Here is a 24,653-nt window from a genome sequence, read left to right as displayed (position 1 = left end):
GAATCTGCGGGAGCCTCCTGGCTCCCGCAGCCACTCGAACGCATACCTATCCGGCGGCGTCGTTCATGTAGCCCTTCTGTACATCTTGCGCCTTCGCATATTCGGGCTGGAAGCGGACGCTTGCATAGTGCGATTTTTGTTCGGCTTCCTGCGCGCGCTTGCCGAGCTCCGCTGTGTCGCCAAATCCCAACACTTTTCGCGCGAGCTCGGTCAACGGACCATCGACCTGATATTCGGTGCGTTGCATCGTTAGCAGGTTGATGAGATAGAGAGGCGTGCCGTTGAACTTCTCGAACATCTCGTGGCGATTGCCCCATTCGCTCAGGAAACGCTCGCTAATCTGACGGAAGATCTTGATGCGGTCGTAAGCGCTGATCTCCGCACCACGGAGCGCCTCGGCGAGTTTCGGACCGATGTACGGGTCGTCCATCTCGCGTTTCGACGGCTGAATGACGACGCCGCGACCGCAGAAGTCGATCAGCGTATTGACCATCTTGGCCTGGTTCTCAAGATAATAGGCGCGGCCGAAATCGATGTAGATGTTGTTCGGCTTGAAGAGCCCGCCCGGTGTCGCGAACCCCGTCTCCTCCGCGGCGATCATGAAAGCACGGCATGTTTCGCGGAAGCGGATGAGTTCTGCGAGTTGTGCGGCCACGAGCGGGTTGGTGCTGGTGCCCAGAGATTGGGTCAAGAGCAGCGCTAGGCCGACCATCAATTCAGCGTGGACGCAATGACGAATCTGCGTTTCGAGATGCACCCAGTCGAATTGGCGCTGCGGGTACCACTTCGCATGATCCGGGTTGCCTATGTGCTGGACGCGATCCCACGGAATGAGCACGTCGTCAAAATAGACCATTGCGTCCAGTTCGTCGCCGATGGTGGCGAGCGGACGATCATACGGATCGGCGTCGGGCTGCGCGTTCGACTTGCGGGCAACAACCGAGATACCCTTGGTGGCGATCGGCACCAACGCGTAGACGGTCTGCTCCGAGGTCTGTCCGGGGCGCCACAGATTCCCGATCAGCAGATGGTTGACGAAAGGCACCGACGTACCGATGGCTTTCCAACCGCGGACGAGGATGCCGTCGTCGCGTTCCTCGACGATCTTCAGCATTGGCGTCTCCGCCATCGCGTCATCGCGGCCGCGGTCGAATTGAACGTCGAGGAACATGGGGGAGATCGCCAGGTCGTGGGTCGTGACTTCTTCCCACTGACGCTGGATGTTGCCGGAGAGATCGCGTTGCTTGCCACTAAAGCGCGAATTGTCCGACCACGGCTTCTGATCGTCCACCTGCGTGAACATGACCACGTTCATGCCGGCCGGGGGGCGGGTGAAGATGCCACCCTTGAAGTGACGACACAGGAAATCGCAATACTCGCGGCGCTTGATGACATCGGCTTTGGAGCGCGGAAGAAACCAGTGCATCGACTGGCGGTTGCCGCCTTCATCGACGAAAGTCGCAATGTCCTGATTTTTCGGATCGAGATGAAGGTCGTAATATTCGGCGATTGCGTTGGCGTACCCCTTCGTCATCGGGTGGGTGGTCACGTCCTCGATCAGCTCACCGCCAACGTATACGCGGCGGCCGTCGCGAAGCGATTCCAGATATTCAGCACCGGTTCTCATAGTTCAGTCCTCCTCACGTTTTCAGGAAAGTTGTCGCTGGAACGTTGCCGCGTCCCAGTAGTCTTCGCTGTGGCGTATCCGGCCATTCTCGACCTCGACGAGCTGGACGCCGCGCAACGAAATGGGCTTGGTCTCGGTGGCGCCGTTCTTGAGCGGCACGGTCGCATGCATGACGTAGACGACGGCTACGACTCCGTCCTCACCGCCAACCATCGCATTCACCTTCCAATGGATGTCCGGAAGCCAGGCGAATAGCTTCTGCATTCCGGTCGCGATGTCGGCGGCTCCCTGCTTCGTCTTGGACTGGGAGATCTCGTCGTGGGTCGCGTCGTGTCGATAGAGCTCCTGGATCGCCGTGTGATCGTGCCTGTCGTATGCGGCGTAGAGTTTCTTGACGACTTCGGCAGCGGATGGTGCATCGGTCATGCGCGCGCTCCGAGTTCAATGCCATGCATGTAGCGCCCTTGCCCGTAGAGCAGCGGCGGACGAGCCACAGGAACATGGATGCGCTCGATAGCAGCGATCGCGATACGATGGCTGCCGACGACGAGCTGCTCCACCGCCCTGCACTCGAACACGACCGACGCATCGCGCAACCTCGGAACGCAGCTCGCTCCGGCGACTTCTCCAGACGAAAGGACATGCTCGTCGACGTATTTATCTTCGCTCGGACGCGAGCAGAGCTCCGAGAGATGTAGCTGATCCTGCGTTAGCAGATTGACCGCGAAGCGACCGCCGTCCTTCACGTGCATAGCGGTCACGGTCTTATTGTTAAGGCAGATCAGGATGGTCGGAGGATCGGTGCAGACCGAAGTGAACGAATTGATCGTCATCCCCCAAGGCCTATCGCGGTGCCACGTCGTGACGATGCTGACACTTCCGACGAAGTTTCGCATCGCTGCCCGGAAGGCCGCCACGTTAGTATTCGACTGCGAGGGCGAGACTTCGAGCCCGCTTCCAAATCCCGAGTTGTTTTTCATGATGCGCCTCGTTGCGACTTGTTCGTGTCACAGAGGCTAGAAGGCGCGCGCACCACCAGTCTAATCGATAATAGATATCCCAACTATCTGTCGCATCGATCTATCCGCGTGATGCACGTTATAACGCCAATCACGGCTCACTACGAATGCAGCTTGCGGAAGGACTGCGCAGATCATCATCTCGCAGGCGCGATATGGAAGGACTTTGGCTCCGCCCATGCGACAAAATGGCTTCAATCCGCAGGGTGAGATGGTGCAAACTGACCACGTTCGGAGGCGCATGCGTTGGGAGGCAGCACGGGTGAATCTGCGAAACATTGACCTCAATCTTCTCGTCATTCTCGATGCGCTTCTCACGGAACGGAACGTGAGCCGCGCCGGCGAACGTATCGGCCTCAGCCAGTCGGCGATGAGCGCGGCTCTCGCTCGACTACGCGACATCTTCAGCGATCCGTTGCTCGTTCGCGTGGGGCGTGATCTAGCGCTCACGCGCAACGCCGAGGATCTCATTGTCTCGCTCAAGGAATCGCTCAGCAAGATCGAACAGACGCTCACACGTCGACCCGGCTTCAATCCCGCGACCGATGCGAGGACTTTCTCGATCAGCGCGTCCGATTACGCGGGTCTCGTCCTTCTGACGCCCCTCGTCAAAATGATTGTCAACGAAGCCCCGAACGTAACGGTTCATCTGCTGCCGCGTGCGCGGGATGCGGCCCGTGTGTTGCAGACGAACCAAGCCGATATCGTCATCGAACCGGTCGAGCTCTTCGGTCCCAACGACTATCCTACCGCTGCCTTGCTCAGCGACCGCTGGCTCTGCGCCGTCGACGCAAACCATCCCGACGTCACAGGCAACGAGTTAAGCGAGCGGCAATTTCTCGAACTCCCGCATCTCGTCTACGGAATTGGCAACGATCGGCAGCTCAACCTCGCCGACCAGCATCTTGCCGACACCGGCGTCCAGCGCCGGATAGAAGTCACGGTGGAGAGTTTTCTGCTCAACCCGTTTCTCATAGAAGGGACGCGGCTTGTCAGCCTTATCCTGGAGCGGGCGGCCAAACGTCTGCTGGGAACGGTGAACATCAAGCTGCTCGAGTCGCCGATCGCGGTCCCGGACATCCACGAGGCGATGTACTGGCATCCCCGCCACACTACGGATCCGGGACACAAGTGGCTGAGGGACAGACTGCTCAGCGTCGCGCAGGAGCTTAGTTGACGACAAGATGGTTCGCGCGTCCATAAAGGTAGCGGATGCGTTCCCACAGCGGAGCGCTAGCGAGCGGCTTCCGCTTGCTGCCCCCGAAGTCGGGAGCCGTCGCTTCAGTCGGCAAGCGGTCGCCGTAGCGCCCGCTCAGGCCTCAGAGATCGCAGAGGGCTACCAGCGAGATAAGTTAAAAATCGAGAGGGAGACGCAGCGGCTCATCGACCTTGTCATCGGTTCAAGCTCGCCCGAAACCGAAAAAGCTTACGAGAGCCCTGTTTCCGAACTTGAACGGCAGAAGCTGCTGCTAGACGAAAACACGGTAATATCTAGGGAAGACGTCGGATTCATTCGACGAGTTGTTCGAACGCGCCGCTACATTCCTCTCAAAGCCTTATGAACTCTGGCTTTCCGGCAACCTGCACCTTCAGAAAGTGGTGCTACGATTCACGTTTGCCGACCGTCTGACCTACTCGCGCAATGAGGTGTTTTCGACCGCGAAAACCTCCATACCCATTAAGCTCTTAGGGCTATTTCAGGAAGGAGAAATGAAAATGGCGCGCCATTCAGAATAAAACTGCGAACTTATATATCATTGAAATTTCTCTATAATTCTTGCGAAGTACTGTAGGTCAATAGGCGCCGCCAGAAGTCTTTTTGAGATCCGCTGTTTTGATAAGGCGGCTCCTACCCGCGGAACAGCAAGACGCTACACGGGAGGCTGCAGTTTTCGCCTTCTCATGCAGCATGACAAGGGCGAACTTGCTGGTCCGGTCGATCGCCACGAACATGGACAGCCTGCCCTGCTCGGTCCGAACCTCCGCGAGGTCGACGCAATCGGATAGGCGTGGAACTTGCTCCGCATTGGTTTGTCGTCTTCGACATCTGGCAAGCGTTAGATGCCGTGGTGCCGGAGGCAACGATGCAACGATGATCGCGCAACGTGGCTCGCCGCCCAACGCTTCATCATCCCACTTGTATGCGGACGCCCTTGGCGCCGTTGAGGAGCCTCCTCAAGTGATAGTTTGCGAGCGGATCATCGGCATGCATGCCTACCAGTGCGGCGAAGGCCGGCACAGCGTCGACGTCATCTCCCTCAAGCTTTGCAAAAGCGGTCACATATTGTGTCGTGGTCGAGGCGTCGCACTCTGCCGCCGATAAGGGCTCGTGGGCGCGCAACGGCTCGCTCCGTCCGCGCAGGACAAGATCGCCGATCACTCGCCCCCTGAATTCCTGTGCCTCGCTCGCGATGGCGTCGCTGACACAGATCCGTGTGCCCAGTGCCTTGTTTGCGGCTTCGAGACGCGCAGCGGTATTGATGGTGTCTCCATAGGCCGTGTAGTCGAAGAAGCGATCGCCGCCGAAATTACCGACCAGCGCGGGGCCCGTGTGAACGCCTATGCGCGTGGTGCCGAAATCGACGCCCTTTTGCTTCCAGCGCTCGCGGAACGACTCGGCCCAACGATCGAGGTCCCGCGCGCATGCCACGGCGCGCGTCGCATAGTCGGCCTGGTCGCCTGGTGCATTGAAAAGGACCTGAATCGCATCGCCGATTACTTTGGCCACGGTGCCCTCGTGGTCGAAAACAACGCCGGTCAGCCCGCCGACATATTCGTTGAGCAACTCCGCCAGCACTTCCGTATCGGTGGTCTCGACCAGCGAGGTAAAGCTGGTGACATCGGTGAATATCACGGCGACGTCGCGCCAGCGCACCTGCATGCCGTCGCTACCATCTCCGACGACGAGGCGCTTGGCGAGCTCGGGAGAAAAATAGCGTGACAACGACGCGCGGGCGCGTTCCGCTTCCGCCTGGCGGCGGCGTGCCTCGCGTAAGACCTCAATGTGACAGAGAGTCTTTTGGATTGTCGTTTCCAGGTCCGCGAAATCGATTGGCTTAGTTACGAAATCAAACGCGCCACGATTCATCGCCGTCCGTATGTTGCACATGTCGCCGTAAGCCGAGACAACGATAGCAAATTTCTTGTCCTCTCGTTCCTGCAGCTTAGCTAGCAACGAAAGACCATCCATGCGCGGCATGTTGATGTCTAGGACCACAAGATCGACATGTGGATGCTGCTCGATCGATTCAAGCGCCTCGACACCGTCGCGCGCGAACACGAAGCTAATGAGTCGTTCGCGAATCTGTCTCCGGAATCTTTGGAGGACAAGCGTCTCCAGATCCGGCTCGTCATCGACCACGAGAACCGTAGCGGTCATGCCGCCTCTTCCAGTCTCGCCTCGATCACCTGACGGACCTGACCGAAGTCGATCGGCTTGGTCAATAGAGCTTGCGCACCGCGTTCCAGTGCCTCCTTGCGTGTCTCGGGATCTCCATAGGCCGTGATCATGATCACCGGAACGTCGGGCCGACGTGCACGTACCTCCGGCAGCATTTCGAGCCCGCTCATCCCGGGCATGTTGATGTCGGAGAGAATGAGAATAAGCGTTTGCTCGCCGGTATCAGAAATGCGGCTAAGGGCCTGCGCCGCCGAACCAGCGAAGTCCATTATAAAGCGCCGAGCGCGAAGATCGCGACGAAAGTTCTGGCGAAACAAGGCCTCAAGATCGGGCTCGTCGTCTACAACAAGAACCAATACAGTCATAGTTGTCTCCTTTTACTGCGAGAAAGACCGATGTTACGCGGCAGGATAATGGTGAATTCAGTGAATTCACTCGGCTCGCTCTCGACATCGATTGTGCCGCCATGTTGCTTCACAATGATGTCGTGGCTCATGGACAGCCCTAGGCCTGTCCCTTCGCCCGGCGGCTTAGTTGTGAAGAACGGATTGAACATCTTCTCTTTCACTTCGGGAGGAATACCTACGCCATTGTCTCGGATGCGGATTTCGACGTACTCCCCGCGATTGCGCGTGGCGACGCTGAGCGCCGGTTCAAACTCAGGGCCGCTGTCGCTACACCGCTTGGCCACAGCGTAGAAGCCGTTCGAGAAGAGGTTCAGCAGCACCCGTGTGATTTCCTGCGGAAACACATCGGCGACGCCGGTTTCCGAATCGAATTCGCGTCCGAGGGTCACGTTGAACTGCGGCTTCTCGGTCCGAGCTCCATGATAAGCAAGATTGAGGCTCTCCTCGACCAACGCATTTATGTCGGCATACCGGTGCTCGCCGCCGCCGCCACGCGAATGCAGGAGCATGTTCTTGACGGTCGAATCGGCGCGCTTGCCGTGCTGCACGATCTTGTGAAGGTTGTCCGTTAGAATTCCGCTCAGCTCGGCGAGCTCGTCGCGGATGCCATCCGGCAGCTTAACCGGCGCGAGAACTTCATTCAGCTCGCTCATCAGTTCGGCCGAGAGTGCCGCGAAGTTATTGATGAAGTTGAGTGGGTTTTTAATCTCGTGCGCAATGCCGGCGGTGAGTTGACCGAGCGATATAAGCTTTTCCGTCTGCACCAGGCGGTCCTGTGCGGCGCGCAACTCGTCGAGAGACTTGGCGAGCTCCTTCGTGCGGGCTTGCAGCTGCTCGAACAGCCGCGCGTTCTCGATCGCAATCACGGCCTGGTCGGCGAATGTCCTAAGAAGGTTGATCTGGCTATCCGTGAACGCTCCGGGTTCGGCGCGCGAGACTCCGATCGTGCCTATCGCCATGCCTTTACGGAGCATGGGTACGACCACGATACTTCGATAACCCCTGGCACGGGCCATGTTCTTGATCGACGGATGGACCCCAGGTTCGGTCTCGATATCGGAGCGGAAAGCGATTGTCGACGTGAGCGCGACCCGGCTATGAATACTAGACGAGGTGAGCGGTGCAGGAAATGAGGTTCGGATCTCCTCGTCACCGGCCTCGCTTCCCGCCGTACAAGCCGCCAGATGAAGCATATCATCGACGACACGAGTCACGAGCGCCGTTTGGCCGGCGAGCAGCCGCCGCGAGCTTTCAGAGATGACGTCGAACACCGGCTGCACATCCGTCGGTGAACTGGCAATGACATTGAGGATCCCTGCGGTGACGGTCTGCCGCTCCAAAGCTATCGCCAGCTCGCTTTGGAGGCGGTCGTTCTCGACTGCTCCCCGCTGCAGCTGCTGTTCAAGCTCGTCGAGCCTATGCCTCAAGTCAGCATCCATCATCGCTACCGGGTTCAGGGCCAGACTTCCTTCGCAACTACATGGCCTACTATCCATTCCGAGGATGAGCCAACAAGCCGGACGATCCCGGAGCTCCCGCCCGTCATGATGATCACCTTTTCACTCTGCATATTCAGCCTCCTCACAGGCATGATCGACGGTAGACGAGCGCGATGGGAGTAGTGCGAATGCAACAATGATCAGTGCGCTGGAAGGAAACACGCCTAATCCCCTGCTAACGGGACCACGGTTGCGGCAACGACACCTCTTGTTACGAATCCGTGCCGGCGACCAAACGAGCAATTCAGCGACGTTGAGCCGCGCGGAAACAGAGGATGGCATGCCGAAAAAAGGTCCGTCGCCGATAAGACAGCGTTGATGGTGCTGAGCAGGGACGGCGGCTTCGCTTCCAGGACGGACTGCTTGGCCGTGTCCGCTGAAACCGCCGATCTTGATAACAAGAGACCTTGCAAGTACGGATATTTGCGGTCGCTCCGACTAAAAGTCGCTACTGCGCGGTCCAGCCACCGTCGACTGAGATCGCCGTTCCAGTGATCTGATCGGCGGCAGACGAACACAGGAACGCAACGGTGCCCCCAAGCTGTTCCGGAGAAACGAATTCGAGAGATGGCTGCTTCTCGGCCAGGAGTGTCCTGGCGGCTTCCGCCTGGTTAATACCCCTTTGCGCAGCGATGTCATCGATCTGCTTGTCGACCAGGGGCGTTCGTACCCAGCCTGGACAGACCGCGTTGCACGTGACCCCACTCCCTGCGGTCTCCAGGCCGACCACTTTGGTCAGACCGATCAGCCCGTGCTTGGCCGCGACGTAGGCAGCCTTGTGAGTTGAAGCAACGAGGCCGTGTGTGGAAGCGATGTTGATGATCCGCCCCCAGCGCTGCTTCTTCATCTGGGGCACCGCAGCGGCAATACCGTGGAACGCGGCCGACAGATTGATCGCCAGGATCGCATTCCACTTGGCGGTCGGGAATTCTTCTACCGGCGCAGTGAACTGAATGCCAGCATTGTTCACGAGGATGTCGAGCCGGCCGAATTTATCAACTGCCGTAGCGATCAGCCCGCGCACGGCATCCTCCTTCGACATATCTGCGCCATCGTAAAGCACGCGCACGCCATGCTCACGCTCGATCCCGCTGCGGATCGCCTCGATCTCGCTGGCTTCTCCGAAGCCGTTCAACATGATGTCGGCTCGGAGCTTGGCCAGCTCCCTGGCGACGCCAAGACCAATACCGCTAGTCGATCCGGTGACGATGGCTACTTTACCCTTCAACATGGGAATTCCTTTCGATGCTTTGAGAGTCAGGCTTGACGAGAGATCCGTCGCGGCGGTGGATGTCGTGGGTGACAATGCCGAGTTCGGGAGCCGGCGGGTCGAGCCGCCGCGGATCGGCCAGTGTGCGGCGGATATCCTCCAAACCGCTCTGCCAATGCGCCCGCATTGCGCTCAACCCGAATTCGTAATCCTTTGAATGGCGCTCGTAGATCTTGGATTGGTAGATCAGATGGATAATATTGCAGGAGCGATGGCGAGCCATCTCCGCGATGACGCGAATTTCTGGATCCTGCTTTGCGCTATCGGGAAGCATTTCAAGCGTCCGATGCAACGCTTGACGCATTTTCTGCATCCACAGCGCCTGATCTGTGATGGCGCGCGTGCGGCTGGAATACTGAATGTCTTTCTGGCGACTCGACACCTCCATCATATCGTTCGGCACGCGGCCACGCGCCGACCAGAGATCTACCTGGAAAGTCAGCGTGTCGCGCGGCTCGCTCGACAGGACCCGAGACAGAGGCGTGTTTGAGACGACGCCGCCGTCCCAATAGTGCTCGCCATCGACCTCGACCGCAGGGAAGCCCGGCGGCAGCGCCCCAGATGCCATGAAATGGTTCGGTCCAAGTCGGCGTTCAGCCGTGTCAAAGTAGGTCAAGTTTCCCGTGCGGACGTTAACCGCACCGACACTGACGCGCACCTCCCCTGCGTTCAGCCGGTCAAAGTCGACAAGCCGCTCCAGCGTCTGCCGCAATGGTGACGTATCGTAGAAGCTCGTCGCCGCGCTGCCCGGGAAGGGCGAAAGGAACGGCGGCGGGAAGCGTGGTTTAAAAAAGCCGGGTTGCCCCTGGAATAGGGCTCTCATCGCCGCAAGAGCATTGTGCGCCGAACGCAGATCGAAGGTGAAGGGCATCGCATTGGCGAGCCCCTCGCCGGCCGGCCACGCGACCGGTGCAGCGCAGATACTCTCCCAGAACTTGCGCAGCCGTTCGACCCGCTCGGCCTCGGGCGATCCGGCTATAATGGCGGCGTTGAGTGCGCCGATCGAGATGCCGGCCAAAAAATTGGGCCGTATGCCAGCTTCGTGCAGGCCCTCATAGACGCCAGCTTGATAGGCACCAAGCGCGCCACCTCCCTGCAGCACCAAGGCCACAACCTCGTATGGTAGCGACTTTGTCTGCTGCGGCACAGGATCGGTTTGTTCACGTATGACGTTTAGCATTTCTGAAACTCCGAGTATGAGAACTGGTCTCGATCAGCCAGCATTTGCCTCGATCAAGACGTCAGAGCCTGGGTCGGGGCGCAGTACTCCTTGGCCAGGCACCAAGTAGTCATGGACTACGCTGCCGAGCCCCAGGGTCAGGTCCGCAACGAGATGCTTGGCGGAGAGAACCTGAAGCACCGGCAGGTCGGCGATAGGCGCAAGGGCATGCGAGAACAGGTCCAGAGTGGCCGGCCCGGTCCACGCACCCTTCACGGTGATGTCTTCGAGGTAGAAACGCACCAGCTCGCAAATACGCGGCGTTCCATCGACATGCGGAATAATCTTGAGCAGGAAATTGGGAGCAGCGAGCTTTCTAGCTTCTGCTACCGTGTCGAGGGCGCGGTGCTTGTAGCCCATGGTGCCGGTCGCAACACGGACCGAGCCGTAGTTCAAGGTGCCGACCAGCGTGTCGATCTCGACTTCGAGCTTCGGCTGGGCTAGCTTTTTGGGAAAGCCCCACAGCTCGCGCCCGCCTGCGATCGGCGGATGATCGTTGAGGAACATCTGATGGGTGAAGCCGCCAAGCTGGCCCTTGTAAGATACGGGAATAACTTGGCCGCTCTCGGTGTAGTCACCGAAGCCCGTTGAATCAGGCATGCGGATGAACTCGTAGTTCACCACCGGGTCGGTCAGCTCCAGCGGCTCCGGCACCACACGGCGCAGCGCCTCGGGATCGGTTCGGTACTGAATGATGAAGTATTCGCGGTTGACAAAGCGGTAGGGGCCCGGAGGAAAGGCCGGACTGATCAGGGGCATCGCGAACGACGATGCGCGCACGGTCTCATTTTTCATTCGGTGAGCTCCAGGTTTGTCGATCATGAGCGACCGCGCTCGTCCGTGGAGCGCGATCTGATTATGCGAAGCGCTAGACCTCAGAGACATGCTCTGGATCGGCCGCTGCGAGCGCCGCGGCGCGCTCAGCGCGCGGCGGATAAATCCACACGGTGTTGATTTCGTGCTTGGTCTTCTTGGCCACGTCGCCGACCATCTCCACCTTTCGATCCCAGCCGCGCGTGAACAGCGCGCCCGCCGCGCCGAGATCGAGGCAAGTGACATAAGCCTTCTGGTGATATGGCTTCGTCGCCACACCGAGCAATTCGGCGGCGGCATTGTTGCCCGCAAAGGCGCCCATCCGCGTTGCGTGCTGGCACGACATCAGCGCGTAGTTGCCGACGTCATCACATGCCGCCCTAGCGGCATCGCCAGTCGCAAAGACGCCAGGCACCGACAGCACGTGCAGGTCACGGTCGACGAGCAGACGGCCAAAACCGTCGCGCCCGGCGGGGATCTGCGCGGTCAACGGCGCGGCACGCATGCCGGCCGCCCAGATCACCGTGGCACTCTCGATGTAGTCGCCGTTGGAAAGCGTAACACCGGACTTTTCGAGCGAGGTGACGCCAACGCCAAGCCGTGTTTCCACACCAAGTTTACGCAAGGCGTCCTCGATGATAGGGCGGGCGTCGTCCCCCATGTCGGGGGCGATTGCCTTATTCCGATCGACAATGATGACACGCGGCTTAGCGTCCTTGCCAAGGATCGCTCGTAGACGTGAAGACATCTCGGTTGCCGCCTCAATTCCGGTGAAACCGCCACCCGCAACAACGACCGTGTCGCGCATCTCCGATATCGGCAAACTCGCCAGTTGACGCAAATGCCGGTCGAGCGCGACTGCGTCGTCGAGCTGATCGATACTGAAAACATGCTCTGCAAGGCCGGGAAACTTGGGACGGAATAGCTGGCTGCCGGTGGCCACGACCAGCCGATCGTAGGAGAGGCTCTTGTTCGCGCCCTTAGCGGGAACGATCTTCACCACCCGGGACTTTGTATCGACAGCCTCAGCGTTACCTTGCACGTAGACCACATCGATGGCTTTCAAAACGTTCTCAAGTGGCGCCGTCAGGGTCTCCGGCTTCGGTTCGTAAAGCCGCGGGCGGATCACGAGCGTCGGCTCAGGCGCGACCAGCGCAATCTCGAACTCTTTGGGTGGAACGCCCTGGATGTCGCGAAGGCGGGCAGCAGAAAGTGCGGCGTACATGCCGGCAAAGCCGGCGCCAATGATCACAAGTCGCATGCGATTTGCTCGAGTGGTGTGAAGTGGCTGGGTGCAAGTTACGTGAAGAGAAACGCGAATATCTTGGCGTTGATAATGTTAGCGCGTGTCGTGCACGAGCCGTTCGGCAGAAGGTCGTAAATCTTCACGAGGCCGTTCTTGGGCAACATCGAGTTGTCTCTCTCTTTTCCGATCGCCGAAGGCGAGCAAACGGTCAATGAGGTCGCGCAAACGAGCATGTTCACTAGCAGGTTTCGACGCGACGTAGTCGCGAGCCGGCTGAAGAGGTTGGTGGAAATCATCTGTTCGTCTCGTGTCGTCCGAATTACTTACAGTGATTTAGGGGATCTCAGGGACCACTGCCCAAGAGCGATTGCGTCGATTGCAGCGCGATTGCGGCTAACGCATGCGGCGCCGCCAACTAGTCGCTGTCTCACCGGTCAAGCGTTTGAATGCAGAAGCGAACGCGGTCTGAGAGCCGTAGCCGAGGGCCGCCGCCACCGAGACGACAGATGCATCGGTGTCGCGCAGCATGTTCATGGCCTGCTCGAGCCGATGCTGACGCAGCCAAGCATGAGGCGAAAGGCCTGTGCTCTCCTTAAAGGCGCGACAGAAGTGGAAGCGAGAAAGGCCGGCATCCGAAGCAAGCGCCGCGAGAGAGACATCCGCATCGCTATCTGAGCGCAAGCGATTGATGGCGCGCCCCAAGACGTTTGGCGACAGACCGCCCATAGTTGGCCGGACCGTGATCGACGAGCCTGCGTGAGCAGCCAAGATGCGCGTGGCCACGACGTCCGTCAGTTGTTGCCTAAACAAGGCGTCCAATACCTCGTGACCTTCCAGAACATCGACCGAACTCATCAGCAACCGTGATACGGCCGGATCCGGGTGCACCGTCCGCTCCAGAAGATCACCGGGCGTCGCCACGTCGGCTTCGTCGGCAACGCGCGAGAGTGTCGCGTGCGGAAGGAAGAGCTGAAGGACGTGCATCGGCCGATGAATATCCCACCGGGAGGTAGAGCCAGCCGGAATGAGCGTTACGACACCGGGACGCGCCGTTCCGACCGCAACTGATCTCCCGGTACGTCGTTCGAGCCGCTGCACGCCGGTCGGATAGGTCATGATGACATGATCGACCATCGGCTTGACGACGTCGTGCACGGGCTCGTGCTTCCAGTAGGCGATCGTGCCGCTCGACGGCTGCGAAGCCACGCGAAACGGCTTGGTCCTGAGCACGCGCGCCATCTCTTCATCGGCAGGGCGCCGCTCACCGATCGGATCGTCTCTCCTATGCGCTTGCGCCTCGCTGGGCACATTCTCCGGAGAATCGTGCAAATTGGACTTGCTCATGAACTTCCGCTCGCATTGGCGCCAAGTCAAAACCAATGAGGCGCGACACTGCTGCCTCAGTGCTCGTAACAATGACGGCAAGCGCCACATCCCGAAATCGGGCGGCGGGTCTGGTCCGGCTGCTTCGGGGAATAGATTGACCTGTACCTTGGGATAGTCCCATGGGTCGTGCGTCATCGACGGCCCGCTCGCCTATCGCGTGGGGTGCCGGAGCCAAATGCCGTCGAAGCAGTCATCTAATTTGAGAAGACTGCGCGAGTATACGCAGTCAGTCCTAGCAGCCCTAATCGATAGGAACTGTGAACTGAAACGCCGCACCTCTTGGTACGTCTGTGGTCACCCACAATCGTCCTCCGTGATCCTCAATGATCGACCGGCAGATGGATAGTCCCATTCCCAAGCCGTTCGACTTCGTCGTATAAAATGCCTCGAAGGCTCGCTCAATAGCGCCTTCCGATAGACCCGGGCCAGTGTCTCGCACTATAACGAGAATACAGTCAGATTCAGCTTGGGTGCTGATATGCAATTCGCGAGGATCGTCGCTCATTTGGCTCATCGCCTCGACGGCATTTACGATTAAGTTCAGCATCACCTGTTGAATCTGGACCCGACTGCCTCGGACATCGGGTAAGCCTTCTGCCAATTGAGTTCGCAGTTGAACGCCGTTCTTCAAGACCTTCCCGCGCGTCAACCCGATAACCCCTGAAATGGCTTCATTAATCTCCAAGCGGTCCTTTCGCATGGGCGCCTTACTAACCAGCGCGTGCGTCCGGTCGACAACTTCGCTGACCCGCATGCCGTTCAGCACCGCGCGGTCTATTGCCTTTTTCGCTCTCTGAACATCTGCAGGCTGGCGAGTGAGGAATCGCTGGGCTGTTTGGGTATTCAGGAGCGTGGCCGTGATCGGCTGCTTCACCTCATGCGTAATAGACGCAGTAAGTTGACCCAAAGTTGCGAGGCGATTGGCGTGGGCCAATTCCATCTGCATGTTGCGAAATCGCCGCTCGCTCTCGCGCGCTTCTGTTTCTGCCTGCTTACGCTCGGTTAAATCGAGCACAAATGCGACACCCTGACCCTCCATTCCTTCAAGGTCCGCAATGCCGATCAACACAGGAATACGGTTGCCGTCTTTCCGGATGTATTCCTTTTCAAAGGGCTTCACGGCTCCCTTGTTCTTCAGCTCGGATATTGCCAGCGCGTTGCGATCGCGCCATTCAAGGGGCGTCATGTCCATCCAGTTCACGCGACCGGACAGAAGATCGCGACGATCATAGCCAACCATGCGGAGAAATTCGTTATTGGCATCGAGAATCTGACCCTCCACATTCCAGATGATGATGCCGATGATGTTGGCCTCGACGAGGCGACGAATTTTCACCTCCCGTTGTTCGATCTCTCGCTGCATAGTGGCAATGTTTCTCAAGTCCGCCTGCAACACGTCACGCCACAGCAATAGCAGTCTGAGATAGAGCTCGCTGAATTCGTTGCTTTTCTTATCAAGAACACAGATCGTTCCAAACATCTCGCCATCAGGCCAAGTAATCGGCACGCCGAGGTAAGAGATCATGCCTAGTTTGATGTCAGGGTTTGATTTCCATGCCTCATCTTGCAGGGCGTTCGGAACGTTCAACGGTTGGCGGGTGCTCATGACAGTCTCACAATAGAGGCCTGTATCGAGACGCGCGACCTCGTCCGGTTCGTAAGGATTTCCTTTCGACGCGCTGGAAACGAAGACTTTAATATTTGGCGACTCTACTCTCATGATCAATGCCGAGGGAACGCATAGAATTTCGGCCAGAAGATCTACGATCTCCTGCCATTTTTGCATGACTTCCGCGGGTACCTGCATAGTGCTGAGCATATCAATCCACGGAGCTCGCCATCAGAAGCCTCTCTTTCATTAGGTATTAGATCGAAAGCCAGTCCGCCGCCGGGCGAACTGCAAATGATGAAGCAGTGCTTCAGTTTCTATCGGGCCGGTCAGATAGGCATGGGGCCGTATCTCATGGCGCGCAACCGGGGCGCCGGATTGGTGTCGACCGTGATGGCGATCAGCGGCATGGTGGAACCGATGCCCCGCTGTTGCCGCACCAGATCAATCCCGCTGAGGCCGGCATGCTCACGTCAGTGATCGGGCAATCAAAACAATCCGGTTCGAATTCGGCCATGAAGGCCTCCGCTCGATCAAATGTACGACACGCGACGTCCATCACCTGAAGGAGTTCGGAAAGAGCCTCTCGTCCAGCCAAGTCGTCGTCCACGATGGCAACGAGGGTTCTGAACAAGCAGATATCTTTCGCTGACATGCTCAACGACCATCTACCCATCGGTCCCCCGGTTGTACCTATTCTTTGGTGTAGGCTGGCTCCCCTCGGCGTTCGGCCGGCACCGATCCCAGAGCCGGATCAACTCACCGATGGAGTTTGTCTCAAGCTTCTTATTCGTATTACTGCGATGCAGCTAGACCGTGATCTCGCTGATGGTAGGCTCGAAGGCGATCTGCTTGTTGAGCCGGCCTTTAACCGTCTCGCGCTCGCGCGTCGTCAGCGTTGCAAGGGAGCTCGATGTTTCGTTTCACACAATGCGCGGCCCTCTTTGCGCGATGTCCTTCTCGATGGCTGCCGCGACGGCGTCCAGGAGCGTCTGATCCAGTACCGCTTGGCCAGTAAATCGACGGCTCCAGCCGTCATCGCCTACACCGTCATGGCAATGTCGCTGTGACCGATAAGGAAGACGAACGGCCTAGTACTGCCACTCGCGGGCAAATGCTGCTGGAGATCGAGGCCGCTCGCGCTGGGCATCCGGATATCGAGAAGCCTCCTTCGGTCAAGGTCACGTCGCCGCCGACCGGAACGATTTTGAACTTGATGAAGCCCGTTTCTCCTCGCATTCGTTGCGGGAAAAGCGTGCACGCCCCGACAGGTCGTGCCGGCAAAGTTCGCGCGGCAGCCATCTGGTTGCGTTCGATCCGGGCACCAACGAAATCTCGGTCAAGCCGCAGTGCGAAGTGGAAGCTCCAGGCATCGTCCGCCGGAGATCTGATCCGGATTTTGGAATCACTGCCAGCAGAACGTCGAAAGGAGCACTCGGCCTAAACTAGAGAATAGGTACAATCCGACCGACAATGGGTAGATATTCGCCCGACCATGCCAGTGAAAGACACCTGCTTGTCCAAAACCCCATTAGTGGCTGTCGTAGACGACGACCTGGCTGTGCGAGAGGCGCTTGCCGATCTTCTTATGGTTCTGGAAGTTGATTGTCGCACCTTTGATCGGGCAGAAGCTTTCATGGCCGAGTTCGAGCCGGGATGCTTCGATTGCCTGATCACCGACGTGAGCATGCCGGGCCGAACCGGGCTTGAACTACAGGAGAGATTGCGGGAGCTTGGTTCGTCAATGCCGGTCATCTTCATCACAGCTGACACAAGTCCGGCGACTCAAGCGCGCGCAATGAGGGGCGGTGCTCATGCATGTCTGACAAAACCGCTTAATGACGAAGTCCTCTTTCATCTTCTGCAGAACGCGACGAGCTACGCAGGTCGCTCGCGACGCAACGATCGAAAAGATCCGCCGTCAGATGACTAATCTCGTCTGACAGATTTCGCCAGATAGTCGAGCGCCTCTCGCGGCTTCGCCTGTTGGCGCCGAACGCGCGGACCTCGCCTCAGTCGAGACGAAGCCTTTGGGCTCGGTGCCATTGACGATCAATGGCGCCACAAACGATGACTGCACATCCTGCGCCCCGACATTGATTCAAAATCGATTGCCTTCGATGAATCTTGCATCCGGGCGACCTCAGGTACCGGCGATCGGACTCCGTTGCAGCGAGTGATCATCAACCTGATTGCCAACGGCGTCGCGGCCATTGCGCAGTTCGGCCAACCAATACCGGATCGACATCCACTTCGGTGGACGAAGATGGATCGGTTTGCGTTTTCGTCTTCGTCCATGGGCCCGTCATCGCAGCGCCAGTTCTCGCGCATATCTTCGACAGCTTTTTCAGTATCAAGAATGCTGGAATTGGCATCGACCTTACGATCTGCCCGTTGATCATCGGAGCCCATGGCGGCAGTATTTGGAGAGCGAATAGCCAGAATGGCGCGCACAACTTCGCTTCATACTTCCTGCGCCGAAGATTGCAGGTCCGCGTCCAGAATCGTCATACTCGATCGCCAAGTGGGCCAACCTCCGGAATAGGCGCCAGCCGCAACGATCAATTGCGCGCGCGGTAGAGGCCTCACTTCCGCACTATCCCTAGGTATAGGTCGATCTAGTCGCTGAACCAGCGCGACCTGACCCATTGCGCAATACGCTCATATAGCGCTCGGCCTAATGATCACACTACACGGGAAGTGCTGCATCCGCAGATACGCAGAATGAATGTCTTCCCAAACGTGAGCATACCTCCATGAGCAAGCCCAACTTGCGCGATTCCTCGGAGCATCTTTCCAGCGTATCGGAAACAAACGACCTACCTGCCGGCGACGACCGACGTCGTGGTGATGTGGAGGTGGCTCGTGTGCTCGGGACCCCGCCATTTCGCGTGGCATTGGACCCCGCCGGCGCTGAGATAGTCCGCTGGAAGCATGAACCGTTGCGCGACGTGGTCGAACCCATGAGCCGCCACATCATCGTGGCTGACAATGGCGATCGGGGTAATCGGTTGCGATTGGAACGTTTCCCCCGGGGGCGTGATAGTCATTCGGAAGGATCGAGTTCCCGATGGCACATTTCGAAATCTATTGATGTCGTTCAGCTCTATCCTTCTCAGACAACGCTGAAGCGCATTGCCGACGAAGCCGCCAAAGTCGCTTCTTCGCGGGATCGAACGATGCGTTCAGACGGCGCTACGGACCTCTCGATTGCAGCCGCCCTTGGCTATTCCTCGCAAACCGTTTTCGCGGCGGTGTTCAGGAAACTGACCGGCGAAGCGCCGAGCGATTTGGCGTACGCGCGTGCGTTAGCAGCAATCGCGATGCAATTACGTCAATCGCGCTGGGGCAGCGGCACATTCGGCTCGGTAGTTTTCTTCGTGTTCAGCAATGAAGCGAAAATGCTCAAATGGTCTGGATCAAGTCCGTCAGCATTGACAATACCTCGCGGCGAAAAGTGGTCGCAAGCACCCTCATATACGCGACGTCTATCATCATCCACTCTACCTTGGCGGCGAGGAAACGAAGCTCGCGCTCCTGTTCGCTGAGAGGACTGGCCCCGTGACCTCGGTTACCACAAGCGATGACGTGCGGATCTTCTACAAGGACTGGGGAACCAAGTCTGTCCAGTCAATCGTGTTTCACGATGGCTGGCCGCTGAGCTCTGACGACTGGGGTGCCCAGATGCTCTACTTCCTCGGCATGGGCTATCGCGTCATCGTCCAGAAAATGCGTCAAGCGTTGCAGCGGACGCTCGAAATGCTTCCCGATAGCGCAAAGCAGGATCCAGAAATTCGTGCCACCGCGGAGATGGCCCGCCGTCGCTCCTACAACATCGTCCATCAGATCTATCAGACCAAGATTCACGAGGGCCATTCGCGCGACTACGAGTTCGGGCTGAATGCGGTGCGCGCGCACTGGCAGAGCGGCTTCAACGACGTCCGCCGCACGCTGGCCGACCCAAACCGGCTGGATCCGCCAGCCGCCCGAGCCCGGCATCGTCAGCCATGACGTGCATCGCCGTGATTGAACTTGAGCGCAACCAACAGCTTTCGGAGACTGCAGTGTCGACCCTTTCCTATACCTCTAAGCAGAAGACCAAAACGCCCCTTCGCCTATCGCGTCGAAGCATCCAACGCACCGCGATCGCCCTCGTCGCTACGTTTGGTGTCGCTTGCGCTGCCGTTTACAGCCACTACTACCTGACGGCCGGCCGCTACCTGGAAACGACCGACGATGCCTACGTCAAAGCCGATTCCACGATCGTCGCGCCAAAGGTTTCCGGCTACATCCACGAGGTGCTGGTCGTGGACAACGAGGCGGTGAAGGCCGGGCAGCTCTTGGCGCGGATCGACGACCGCGATTTCAGGGCCGCACTGGATCAAGCAAAGGCCGATGTTACAGCCTCGGAGGCAGCGATCCAGAACCTCAATGCGCAGATTGAATTGCAGCAGCCGCTGATCCTGCAACAAGCCGCTGAAGTCGACGTTGCCGAAGCCAATCTGAAATTCGCCCGGGAGGAGCAAACCCGGTACGACGGATTGATGAAGTCGGGCTCAGGCACGGTTCAGCGGGCCCAACAGACTGACGCGGCATTGCGCGCGCAGACCGCGCAGCTCGCGCAGGGAAAGGCCGGACTAACCGCCGCCAATACGAAGATCGAGGTGCTCTCCACCCAGCGTGCGCAGGCCGTCGCCCAGCTCGACCGCGCTCGCGCGGTCGAGCTCCAGGCTGCACTGAACCTGTCTTACACGCAGATCACAGCGCCGGTCGACGGCACAGTCGGAGCACGCTCGCTCCGTATCGGACAATATGTGCAGGCCGGCACGCAGCTCATGGCGGTGGTTCCGCTCGACCAGGTCTTTGTGGTCGCCAATTTCAAGGAGACGCAACTCACCCATGTGCGCAACGGCCAACCTGTCGAACTCTACGTTGACAGCTTTCGATCGACCAGGCTGAGGGGCCATGTCGACAGCCTGTCGCCCGCAAGCGGCCTGGAATTCGCTCTGCTGCCGCCCGACAACGCCACCGGCAATTTCACCAAGATCGTGCAGCGCGTGCCGGTGAAGATCGTGCTCGACGATCATAATCTCAAGGGCCTGCTGCGCCCTGGCATGTCGGCCGTGCCGACTGTGAATACCATATCGGCCGTTAGCGCCGAGCGAGACGCGGAAAGACGCCTCGCATCACGTGGCGCTAAGCCGCGCGGCTCACGATAGCGAACCGCACCTGCATCGCTAGCGACGAGGACCGACCATGACTACCCAGCCAACAACCATCGACGCCGTGTCCGCAGGCGATTCCGACGCGCCATCTGCGATGCCTACCACATCCGTAAGAACCTGGCTCGCGGTCACCGGCGCCACGCTCGGTGCCTTCATGGCGGTGCTCAACATCCAGATCGTCAACGCCTCGCTCGCCGACATCCAAGGTGCGATCGGCGCTGGCATCGACGACGGGGGCTGGATCTCAACCTCCTATCTGATCGCCGAAATCGTGGTGATTCCACTCTCCGGCTGGCTTGCGCAGGTGTTTTCTATCCGCCTTTATCTGCTCACCAACGCAGTCCTGTTCCTGTTGCTGTCAGCGGCCTGCGCGCTGGCGCAGGACCTGCCGCAAATGATAGTGCTGCGCGCGATCCAGGGTTTCACCGGCGGCGTACTAATCCCGATGGCCTTCACCTTGATCATCACCCTGCTGCCGCGCGCCAAGCAGCCGGTCGGCCTTGCGCTGTTCGCGCTGTCGGCGACGTTCGCCCCCGCGATCGGCCCGACCATCGGCGGCTATCTCACCGAGAATTTCGGCTGGGAGTATATCTTCTATGTCAACCTCGTCCCGGGCGCGATCATGGTCGGCATGCTCTGGTACGCGCTGGAGCCCAAGCCGATGAAGCTGTCGCTGCTGCGCGACGGCGATTGGGCCGGCATCATCGCCATGGCGATCGGCCTGTCGGCGCTTCAGACCGTGCTCGAGGAAGGGAACAAGGACGATTGGTTCGGCTCGCCCTTCATCGTAAAACTGTCGGTGATCGCGGCCGTCGCACTGACAGCCTTTCTGGTCATCGAACTCACAGTGAAGAAGCCGCTGTTGAACCTGCGCCTGTTGGTTCGCCGCAATTTCGGCTTCGGCATGCTCGCGAACTTCGTGCTCGGCGTCGCGCTTTACGGTTCTGTGTTTATCCTGCCGCAATACCTGTCACGCATTCAGGGCTACAATGCCGAGCAGATCGGCGTGGTGCTGGCCTGGACAGGACTGCCACAGCTCGTGCTGATCCCGCTGGTGCCGGGCCTGATGCGGCGGTTCGATGCGCGGATCATCATCGGCGTCGGCTTCGTCTTGTTCGCTGGTTCTAACTTCATGAATATTTATATGACCAGCGACTATGCCGCCGACCAGCTGTTATGGCCCAACATCGTCCGCGCGATCGGCCAGGCACTGGTCATGGCGCCGCTGTCCGCGGTCGCGACTGCCGGCATAGAGCCGGAGAATGCGGGCTCGGCCTCCAGTCTGTTCAACATGATGCGCAATCTCGGCGGTGCCGTTGGCATCGCGCTGCTCCAGACTGTGCTGACCAAGCGTGAGCAATATCACTCCAACGTGCTGATGCAGTCGGTCTCAGTGTTCGAGGAGACGACCCGCACGCGGCTGGAGCAGCTCACGCAGTATTTCGTGAGCCACGGTGTAATCGATCGCGCCGACGCCGCCCACCGCGCCTATGTCGTGGTCGGCAAGGTCATCCAGAAGCAGGCCTTCATCCTAGGCTTCAGCGACACTTTCTACATACTGGGTGCGGCCCTCATCATCGCACTGCTCGCAAGCCTTCTCCTCAAGAAGCCCGACCGCCTCGACGGCGCTGGCCCCCATTGAGGCTCTTTGCGACCTGTTTCTCAACCATCGAAAGGAAATGTCATGTTGAAGAGCAAAGTCGCGATCGTCCGGCCTCAAGACTTCCGATAGTGGGTGACCTGACACGCCGTATGTCCTGGCGGGCCGCAAAAGTTAGACGGAAGCGACCAAAGAGCTTCTAGCGAAGAAACTGCCGTCTGAGGATTTCGCTCCTTCTTCGTAGCTTGACGGTATCGTTGCCTTCCTATGAACGCTTGCGGCAGATCAAATCACGGGCGCGGCGATATCTGTCGATGGTGACGGATCGCACACCAAGAGCAGAAAGCGAGCAACCATGACTGCTGCCTTTCGACCATCTCCCCTTGCGTCCGATCAAACCGCACGCGAGGCAGCACTGGGTGTGGTTGCACTGGCAGCGACGCTGCTGTTTGCCAATGGCCAAACCACGGAGCGGACCGTAGTCGCTGCAGAACGCCTCGGCCGCGCTCTGGGCGTGCCAGCGAGAGTTCTGCCGGATTGGGACAAGCTTACAGTCGAGCTCGAAGGAACGTCCTTGTCACGGATCGTTGCCACAAAGCCACTCGGCATCGATATGAATAAGGTGCTGGCCGTCACAGCCGTTGTGGACCGGTTGTGCGACGGAACGCTACGCGCTGAGGAAGCACGGTCCGCTCTGTTGTTGGCCGGAAACTTGCCACCAATATCCACGCTACAGTTCACTTCATTTGCTGCCTTTGGAGCGGTATCGCTCGGGGTCATCTTCGGCGTGCTCGACAGCTCGAGCCTGATTCTAATCGGGACAAGTGCTGCCCTCGGCGCGCTAGTGCGCCGCTGGCTGTCAGTCTTCAGCAACAATCCATTCATTCAACCGCTTTGTGCTGCCCTCATCGCCAGCATCACAACGACCATCTCCGCTATCGGCTTGCATCAACCGATCGCTAACGCTCTCGTCGCATTCTGTCCCTGCATGGTGCTGGTACCTGGTCCGCATCTTCTCAATGGTGCAATCGATCTCGTACGTACGCGAATCGCGCTTGGCATCGCTCGCCTGACCTACGCCTGCATGATCGTACTTATGATTTGCGTCGGCCTGCTGTTGGGCTTCATCGCTGACAGCTCAACACTCCAGGCCGCAGGGCCGATCGCGCCCGTGCCACTCCTAGCTGACGTAGTTGCAGCAGGATGCGCAGTCGCCTCCTTCGGTAACTTGTTCTCGATGCCCTGGCGCATGCTGCCGTTTCCCATTGCAGCTGGCATGCTCGGACATGCGGCACACTGGGCCCTGATCTCGCTCGCGAGCGCGAATGTAGCGACTGGAGCGCTCGTCGCCTGCATTCTGGTCAGCATCATCGTCACACCAGTCGTCGACCGTTTCCATCTACCCTTCGCTGCGCTCGGCTTTTCAGCGGTTGTTTCGATGATACCGGGCTTCTTCCTGTTCGAAGCAGCAAGTGCCCTCGTCGAACTAGTTTCGTTGGGGCCACGTGCGCCGATAGCTCTGCTAACCAACATTGCCGCAAATGGTGCCACAGCATTTCTAGTCATACTCGCGATGAGCTTCGGGTTGATCCTGCCACGCATTCTGCTTGAAGATCGTTCGTGAAGTGACAAGCGTGGTCTAAGATACTCCATAAATTATGAAATCCCATTTATGCATTTCGCTTTAACCATCTCATGATGAAATGGCTGATTGTAGATCAGAAACACCGCGGAGACGACACCGGTAGGCTTCTATTTCAATGCATGGTGTTGAACGCCAGGTCGATCGGTCACGAAAAATTCTGTCGGTTTGTCTTAAAGGACAACGCCAGTTCTCAGCCGTTCTATCGCAGCCTTGATGTGAACCATGACCGAAATGAATATGAACGAATCCATTCTCAGAGGTCACCCGCGTCTATGCGTAATAGCCGATCTTCGAACTTATCGGTCGACAACCTTGAGCGGAGAGCGGTGGCTGCGGAAACTTACTCGATCGGCGTCAGATGACGCACCTCGGTCCCGCTGGGGCATGAGGAGGAGCGCCCTCTTCAGGACAAACCAAGTGCTGTAACAAGAAAGTCGACAACTGCATCGGTAAGTCGGCGGTCCCGGCTGCCTCCGATTGACAGCAAAGCGGGCATCCGCGGGACGCGTCGGCAATAGAGTCAGATGTTTGGGGTCGCCGAACATCAATACCTACCGTGTGGTTGCCCTAAACAACGAGCCCGATCGACCATACTCTTGAGGCTCAACGAGCCTACCTCAAGTCTAAGTGTCGGCTTGATTGGCCCGGCTAGATAAGTGTTGCCCGGTTGGTGGTGCAGGCAATCGCT

Annotated in this window: 21 protein-coding genes and 3 pseudogenes; 8 read left to right on the top strand and 16 right to left on the bottom strand. The window is 58.7% G+C overall.

All coding sequences use genetic code 11. The features are described 5' to 3' along the window. Positions 1–46: 46 nt before the first annotated feature. From AB8A33_RS03320 to AB8A33_RS03310, 3 genes are read right to left on the bottom strand one after another with little or no spacing between them, the layout of a single operon-like run. Positions 47–1,627, bottom strand: a complete 1,581-nt coding sequence (locus AB8A33_RS03320) for a 4-hydroxyphenylacetate 3-hydroxylase family protein (protein ID WP_439091413.1) — start codon at positions 1,625–1,627, stop codon at positions 47–49. Positions 1,628–1,648: 21 nt separating this feature from the next. Next, on the bottom strand, positions 1,649–2,053 hold the full coding sequence (locus tag AB8A33_RS03315) for a nuclear transport factor 2 family protein (RefSeq protein ID WP_439091412.1): 405 nt from the start codon (positions 2,051–2,053) through the stop codon (positions 1,649–1,651). Then, on the bottom strand, positions 2,050–2,607 hold the full coding sequence (locus tag AB8A33_RS03310) for a flavin reductase family protein (RefSeq protein ID WP_439091411.1): 558 nt from the start codon (positions 2,605–2,607) through the stop codon (positions 2,050–2,052). Before AB8A33_RS03310 ends, AB8A33_RS03315 begins: the two co-directional genes overlap by 4 nt. 280 nt (positions 2,608–2,887) lie before the next feature. On the opposite strand from AB8A33_RS03310, the gene AB8A33_RS03305 reads away from it, so the two are divergent. Next, positions 2,888–3,823, top strand: coding sequence for a LysR family transcriptional regulator (locus AB8A33_RS03305; RefSeq protein ID WP_439091410.1), 936 nt, complete (start codon positions 2,888–2,890; stop codon positions 3,821–3,823). 716 nt (positions 3,824–4,539) lie between these two features. Here the strand turns inward: AB8A33_RS03305 and AB8A33_RS03300 are convergent. The 12 genes and pseudogenes from AB8A33_RS03300 to AB8A33_RS03245 all read right to left on the bottom strand — a co-directional run. Further along, positions 4,540–4,754, bottom strand: a pseudogene (locus AB8A33_RS03300) (IS481 family transposase); the annotation flags it as partial. 20 nt (positions 4,755–4,774) lie between these two features. After that, positions 4,775–6,025: an adenylate/guanylate cyclase domain-containing protein gene (locus tag AB8A33_RS03295; RefSeq protein ID WP_439091409.1), complete on the bottom strand. Its 1,251-nt coding sequence runs from the start codon at positions 6,023–6,025 to the stop codon at positions 4,775–4,777. Further along, positions 6,022–6,411 carry a response regulator gene (locus AB8A33_RS03290; protein WP_439091408.1) on the bottom strand — a complete coding sequence of 130 codons (390 nt, stop codon included), beginning with the start codon at positions 6,409–6,411 and terminating at the stop codon, positions 6,022–6,024. The genes AB8A33_RS03295 and AB8A33_RS03290 overlap by 4 nt, the downstream gene beginning before the upstream one ends. Beyond that, on the bottom strand, positions 6,408–7,895 hold the full coding sequence (locus AB8A33_RS03285) for a GAF domain-containing sensor histidine kinase (protein WP_439091407.1): 1,488 nt from the start codon (positions 7,893–7,895) through the stop codon (positions 6,408–6,410). Before AB8A33_RS03285 ends, AB8A33_RS03290 begins: the two co-directional genes overlap by 4 nt. 505 nt (positions 7,896–8,400) lie before the next feature. Beyond that, positions 8,401–9,183 carry a 3-hydroxybutyrate dehydrogenase gene (locus AB8A33_RS03280; protein ID WP_439091406.1) on the bottom strand — a complete coding sequence of 261 codons (783 nt, stop codon included), beginning with the start codon at positions 9,181–9,183 and terminating at the stop codon, positions 8,401–8,403. Further along, entirely contained in the window at positions 9,170–10,402 is a 1,233-nt protein-coding gene (locus tag AB8A33_RS03275; protein ID WP_439091405.1) for a DUF3734 domain-containing protein, read from the bottom strand. Before AB8A33_RS03275 ends, AB8A33_RS03280 begins: the two co-directional genes overlap by 14 nt. Positions 10,403–10,435: 33 nt before the next feature. Continuing rightward, positions 10,436–11,236 (bottom strand): acetoacetate decarboxylase, encoded by an 801-nt coding sequence (locus tag AB8A33_RS03270; protein ID WP_439091404.1) that lies wholly within the window; start codon positions 11,234–11,236, stop codon positions 10,436–10,438. A 73-nt stretch (positions 11,237–11,309) separates the two neighbouring features. Next, entirely contained in the window at positions 11,310–12,515 is a 1,206-nt protein-coding gene (locus tag AB8A33_RS03265) for an NAD(P)/FAD-dependent oxidoreductase (protein ID WP_439091403.1), read from the bottom strand. A gap of 378 nt (positions 12,516–12,893) precedes the next feature. After that, the gene (locus tag AB8A33_RS03260) at positions 12,894–13,844 is read right to left on the bottom strand and encodes a helix-turn-helix transcriptional regulator (protein ID WP_439091402.1); all 951 of its coding nucleotides are present in this window, start codon (positions 13,842–13,844) and stop codon (positions 12,894–12,896) included. Between the two features lie 283 nt (positions 13,845–14,127). Further along, positions 14,128–15,705, bottom strand: a complete 1,578-nt coding sequence (locus AB8A33_RS03255) for a GAF domain-containing sensor histidine kinase (RefSeq protein WP_439091401.1) — start codon at positions 15,703–15,705, stop codon at positions 14,128–14,130. Between the two features lie 190 nt (positions 15,706–15,895). Next, positions 15,896–16,150 carry a response regulator gene (locus AB8A33_RS03250; protein ID WP_439091400.1) on the bottom strand — a complete coding sequence of 85 codons (255 nt, stop codon included), beginning with the start codon at positions 16,148–16,150 and terminating at the stop codon, positions 15,896–15,898. 13 nt (positions 16,151–16,163) lie between these two features. Next, positions 16,164–16,660, bottom strand: a pseudogene (locus tag AB8A33_RS03245) (response regulator transcription factor); the annotation flags it as partial. A gap of 330 nt (positions 16,661–16,990) precedes the next feature. On the opposite strand from AB8A33_RS03245, the gene AB8A33_RS03240 reads away from it, so the two are divergent. Further along, a complete protein-coding gene (locus AB8A33_RS03240) occupies positions 16,991–17,428 on the top strand; it encodes a response regulator transcription factor (RefSeq protein ID WP_175367138.1) in 438 nt (145 codons plus the stop codon). A 119-nt stretch (positions 17,429–17,547) separates the two neighbouring features. Here AB8A33_RS03240 and AB8A33_RS03235 read toward each other — a convergent pair whose 3' ends face one another. Beyond that, positions 17,548–17,949: a hypothetical protein gene (locus AB8A33_RS03235; RefSeq protein WP_439091399.1), complete on the bottom strand. Its 402-nt coding sequence runs from the start codon at positions 17,947–17,949 to the stop codon at positions 17,548–17,550. A 302-nt stretch (positions 17,950–18,251) separates the two neighbouring features. Here AB8A33_RS03235 and AB8A33_RS03230 point away from each other — a divergent pair, with 302 nt between their 5' ends. The 6 genes and pseudogenes from AB8A33_RS03230 (at position 18,252) to AB8A33_RS03205 (ending at position 23,944) form a co-directional block, all read left to right on the top strand. After that, positions 18,252–19,043 carry a hypothetical protein gene (locus AB8A33_RS03230; protein ID WP_439091398.1) on the top strand — a complete coding sequence of 264 codons (792 nt, stop codon included), beginning with the start codon at positions 18,252–18,254 and terminating at the stop codon, positions 19,041–19,043. Between the two features lie 13 nt (positions 19,044–19,056). Further along, positions 19,057–19,216, top strand: a pseudogene (locus AB8A33_RS03225) (alpha/beta fold hydrolase); the annotation flags it as partial. Continuing rightward, positions 19,198–19,506, top strand: a complete 309-nt coding sequence (locus tag AB8A33_RS03220) for a DUF3734 domain-containing protein (RefSeq protein WP_439095841.1) — start codon at positions 19,198–19,200, stop codon at positions 19,504–19,506. The pseudogene AB8A33_RS03225 and the gene AB8A33_RS03220, both read left to right, overlap by 19 nt. After that, positions 19,503–20,714 (top strand): HlyD family secretion protein, encoded by a 1,212-nt coding sequence (locus AB8A33_RS03215; protein WP_439091397.1) that lies wholly within the window; start codon positions 19,503–19,505, stop codon positions 20,712–20,714. Before AB8A33_RS03220 ends, AB8A33_RS03215 begins: the two co-directional genes overlap by 4 nt. Before the next feature lie 37 nt (positions 20,715–20,751). Beyond that, complete coding sequence (locus AB8A33_RS03210; protein ID WP_175367140.1) at positions 20,752–22,362, top strand: MDR family MFS transporter; 1,611 nt, start codon at positions 20,752–20,754, stop codon at positions 22,360–22,362. A gap of 313 nt (positions 22,363–22,675) precedes the next feature. Continuing rightward, a complete protein-coding gene (locus AB8A33_RS03205) occupies positions 22,676–23,944 on the top strand; it encodes a threonine/serine ThrE exporter family protein (protein WP_439091396.1) in 1,269 nt (422 codons plus the stop codon). Positions 23,945–24,653 lie beyond the last annotated feature (709 nt).

Origin of the sequence: Tardiphaga sp. 813_E8_N1_3 (genome assembly GCF_051811025.1) — a bacterium.
Classification (GTDB): Bacteria; Pseudomonadota; Alphaproteobacteria; order Rhizobiales; family Xanthobacteraceae; genus Tardiphaga.
Note: the sequence above shows the minus strand (reverse complement) of the source record. Positions and strands in the feature narration are given on the sequence as shown.

Coding starts and splice junctions, on each gene's coding strand:
- AB8A33_RS03280 (WP_439091406.1), bottom strand. CDS start 9,183: ATGTTGAAGGGTAAAGTAGCCATCGTCACCGGATCGACTAGCGGTATT.
- AB8A33_RS03255 (WP_439091401.1), bottom strand. CDS start 15,705: ATGCTCAGCACTATGCAGGTACCCGCGGAAGTCATGCAAAAATGGCAG.
- AB8A33_RS03275 (WP_439091405.1), bottom strand. CDS start 10,402: ATGCTAAACGTCATACGTGAACAAACCGATCCTGTGCCGCAGCAGACA.
- AB8A33_RS03265 (WP_439091403.1), bottom strand. CDS start 12,515: ATGCGACTTGTGATCATTGGCGCCGGCTTTGCCGGCATGTACGCCGCA.
- AB8A33_RS03270 (WP_439091404.1), bottom strand. CDS start 11,236: ATGAAAAATGAGACCGTGCGCGCATCGTCGTTCGCGATGCCCCTGATC.
- AB8A33_RS03260 (WP_439091402.1), bottom strand. CDS start 13,844: ATGAGCAAGTCCAATTTGCACGATTCTCCGGAGAATGTGCCCAGCGAG.
- AB8A33_RS03220 (WP_439095841.1), top strand. CDS start 19,198: ATGGGCTATCGCGTCATCGTCCAGAAAATGCGTCAAGCGTTGCAGCGG.
- AB8A33_RS03320 (WP_439091413.1), bottom strand. CDS start 1,627: ATGAGAACCGGTGCTGAATATCTGGAATCGCTTCGCGACGGCCGCCGC.
- AB8A33_RS03315 (WP_439091412.1), bottom strand. CDS start 2,053: ATGACCGATGCACCATCCGCTGCCGAAGTCGTCAAGAAACTCTACGCC.
- AB8A33_RS03295 (WP_439091409.1), bottom strand. CDS start 6,025: ATGACCGCTACGGTTCTCGTGGTCGATGACGAGCCGGATCTGGAGACG.
- AB8A33_RS03290 (WP_439091408.1), bottom strand. CDS start 6,411: ATGACTGTATTGGTTCTTGTTGTAGACGACGAGCCCGATCTTGAGGCC.
- AB8A33_RS03310 (WP_439091411.1), bottom strand. CDS start 2,607: ATGAAAAACAACTCGGGATTTGGAAGCGGGCTCGAAGTCTCGCCCTCG.
- AB8A33_RS03285 (WP_439091407.1), bottom strand. CDS start 7,895: ATGATGGATGCTGACTTGAGGCATAGGCTCGACGAGCTTGAACAGCAG.
- AB8A33_RS03240 (WP_175367138.1), top strand. CDS start 16,991: ATGCCAGTGAAAGACACCTGCTTGTCCAAAACCCCATTAGTGGCTGTC.
- AB8A33_RS03215 (WP_439091397.1), top strand. CDS start 19,503: ATGACGTGCATCGCCGTGATTGAACTTGAGCGCAACCAACAGCTTTCG.
- AB8A33_RS03230 (WP_439091398.1), top strand. CDS start 18,252: ATGAGCAAGCCCAACTTGCGCGATTCCTCGGAGCATCTTTCCAGCGTA.
- AB8A33_RS03305 (WP_439091410.1), top strand. CDS start 2,888: ATGCGTTGGGAGGCAGCACGGGTGAATCTGCGAAACATTGACCTCAAT.
- AB8A33_RS03250 (WP_439091400.1), bottom strand. CDS start 16,150: ATGTCAGCGAAAGATATCTGCTTGTTCAGAACCCTCGTTGCCATCGTG.
- AB8A33_RS03205 (WP_439091396.1), top strand. CDS start 22,676: ATGACTGCTGCCTTTCGACCATCTCCCCTTGCGTCCGATCAAACCGCA.
- AB8A33_RS03210 (WP_175367140.1), top strand. CDS start 20,752: ATGACTACCCAGCCAACAACCATCGACGCCGTGTCCGCAGGCGATTCC.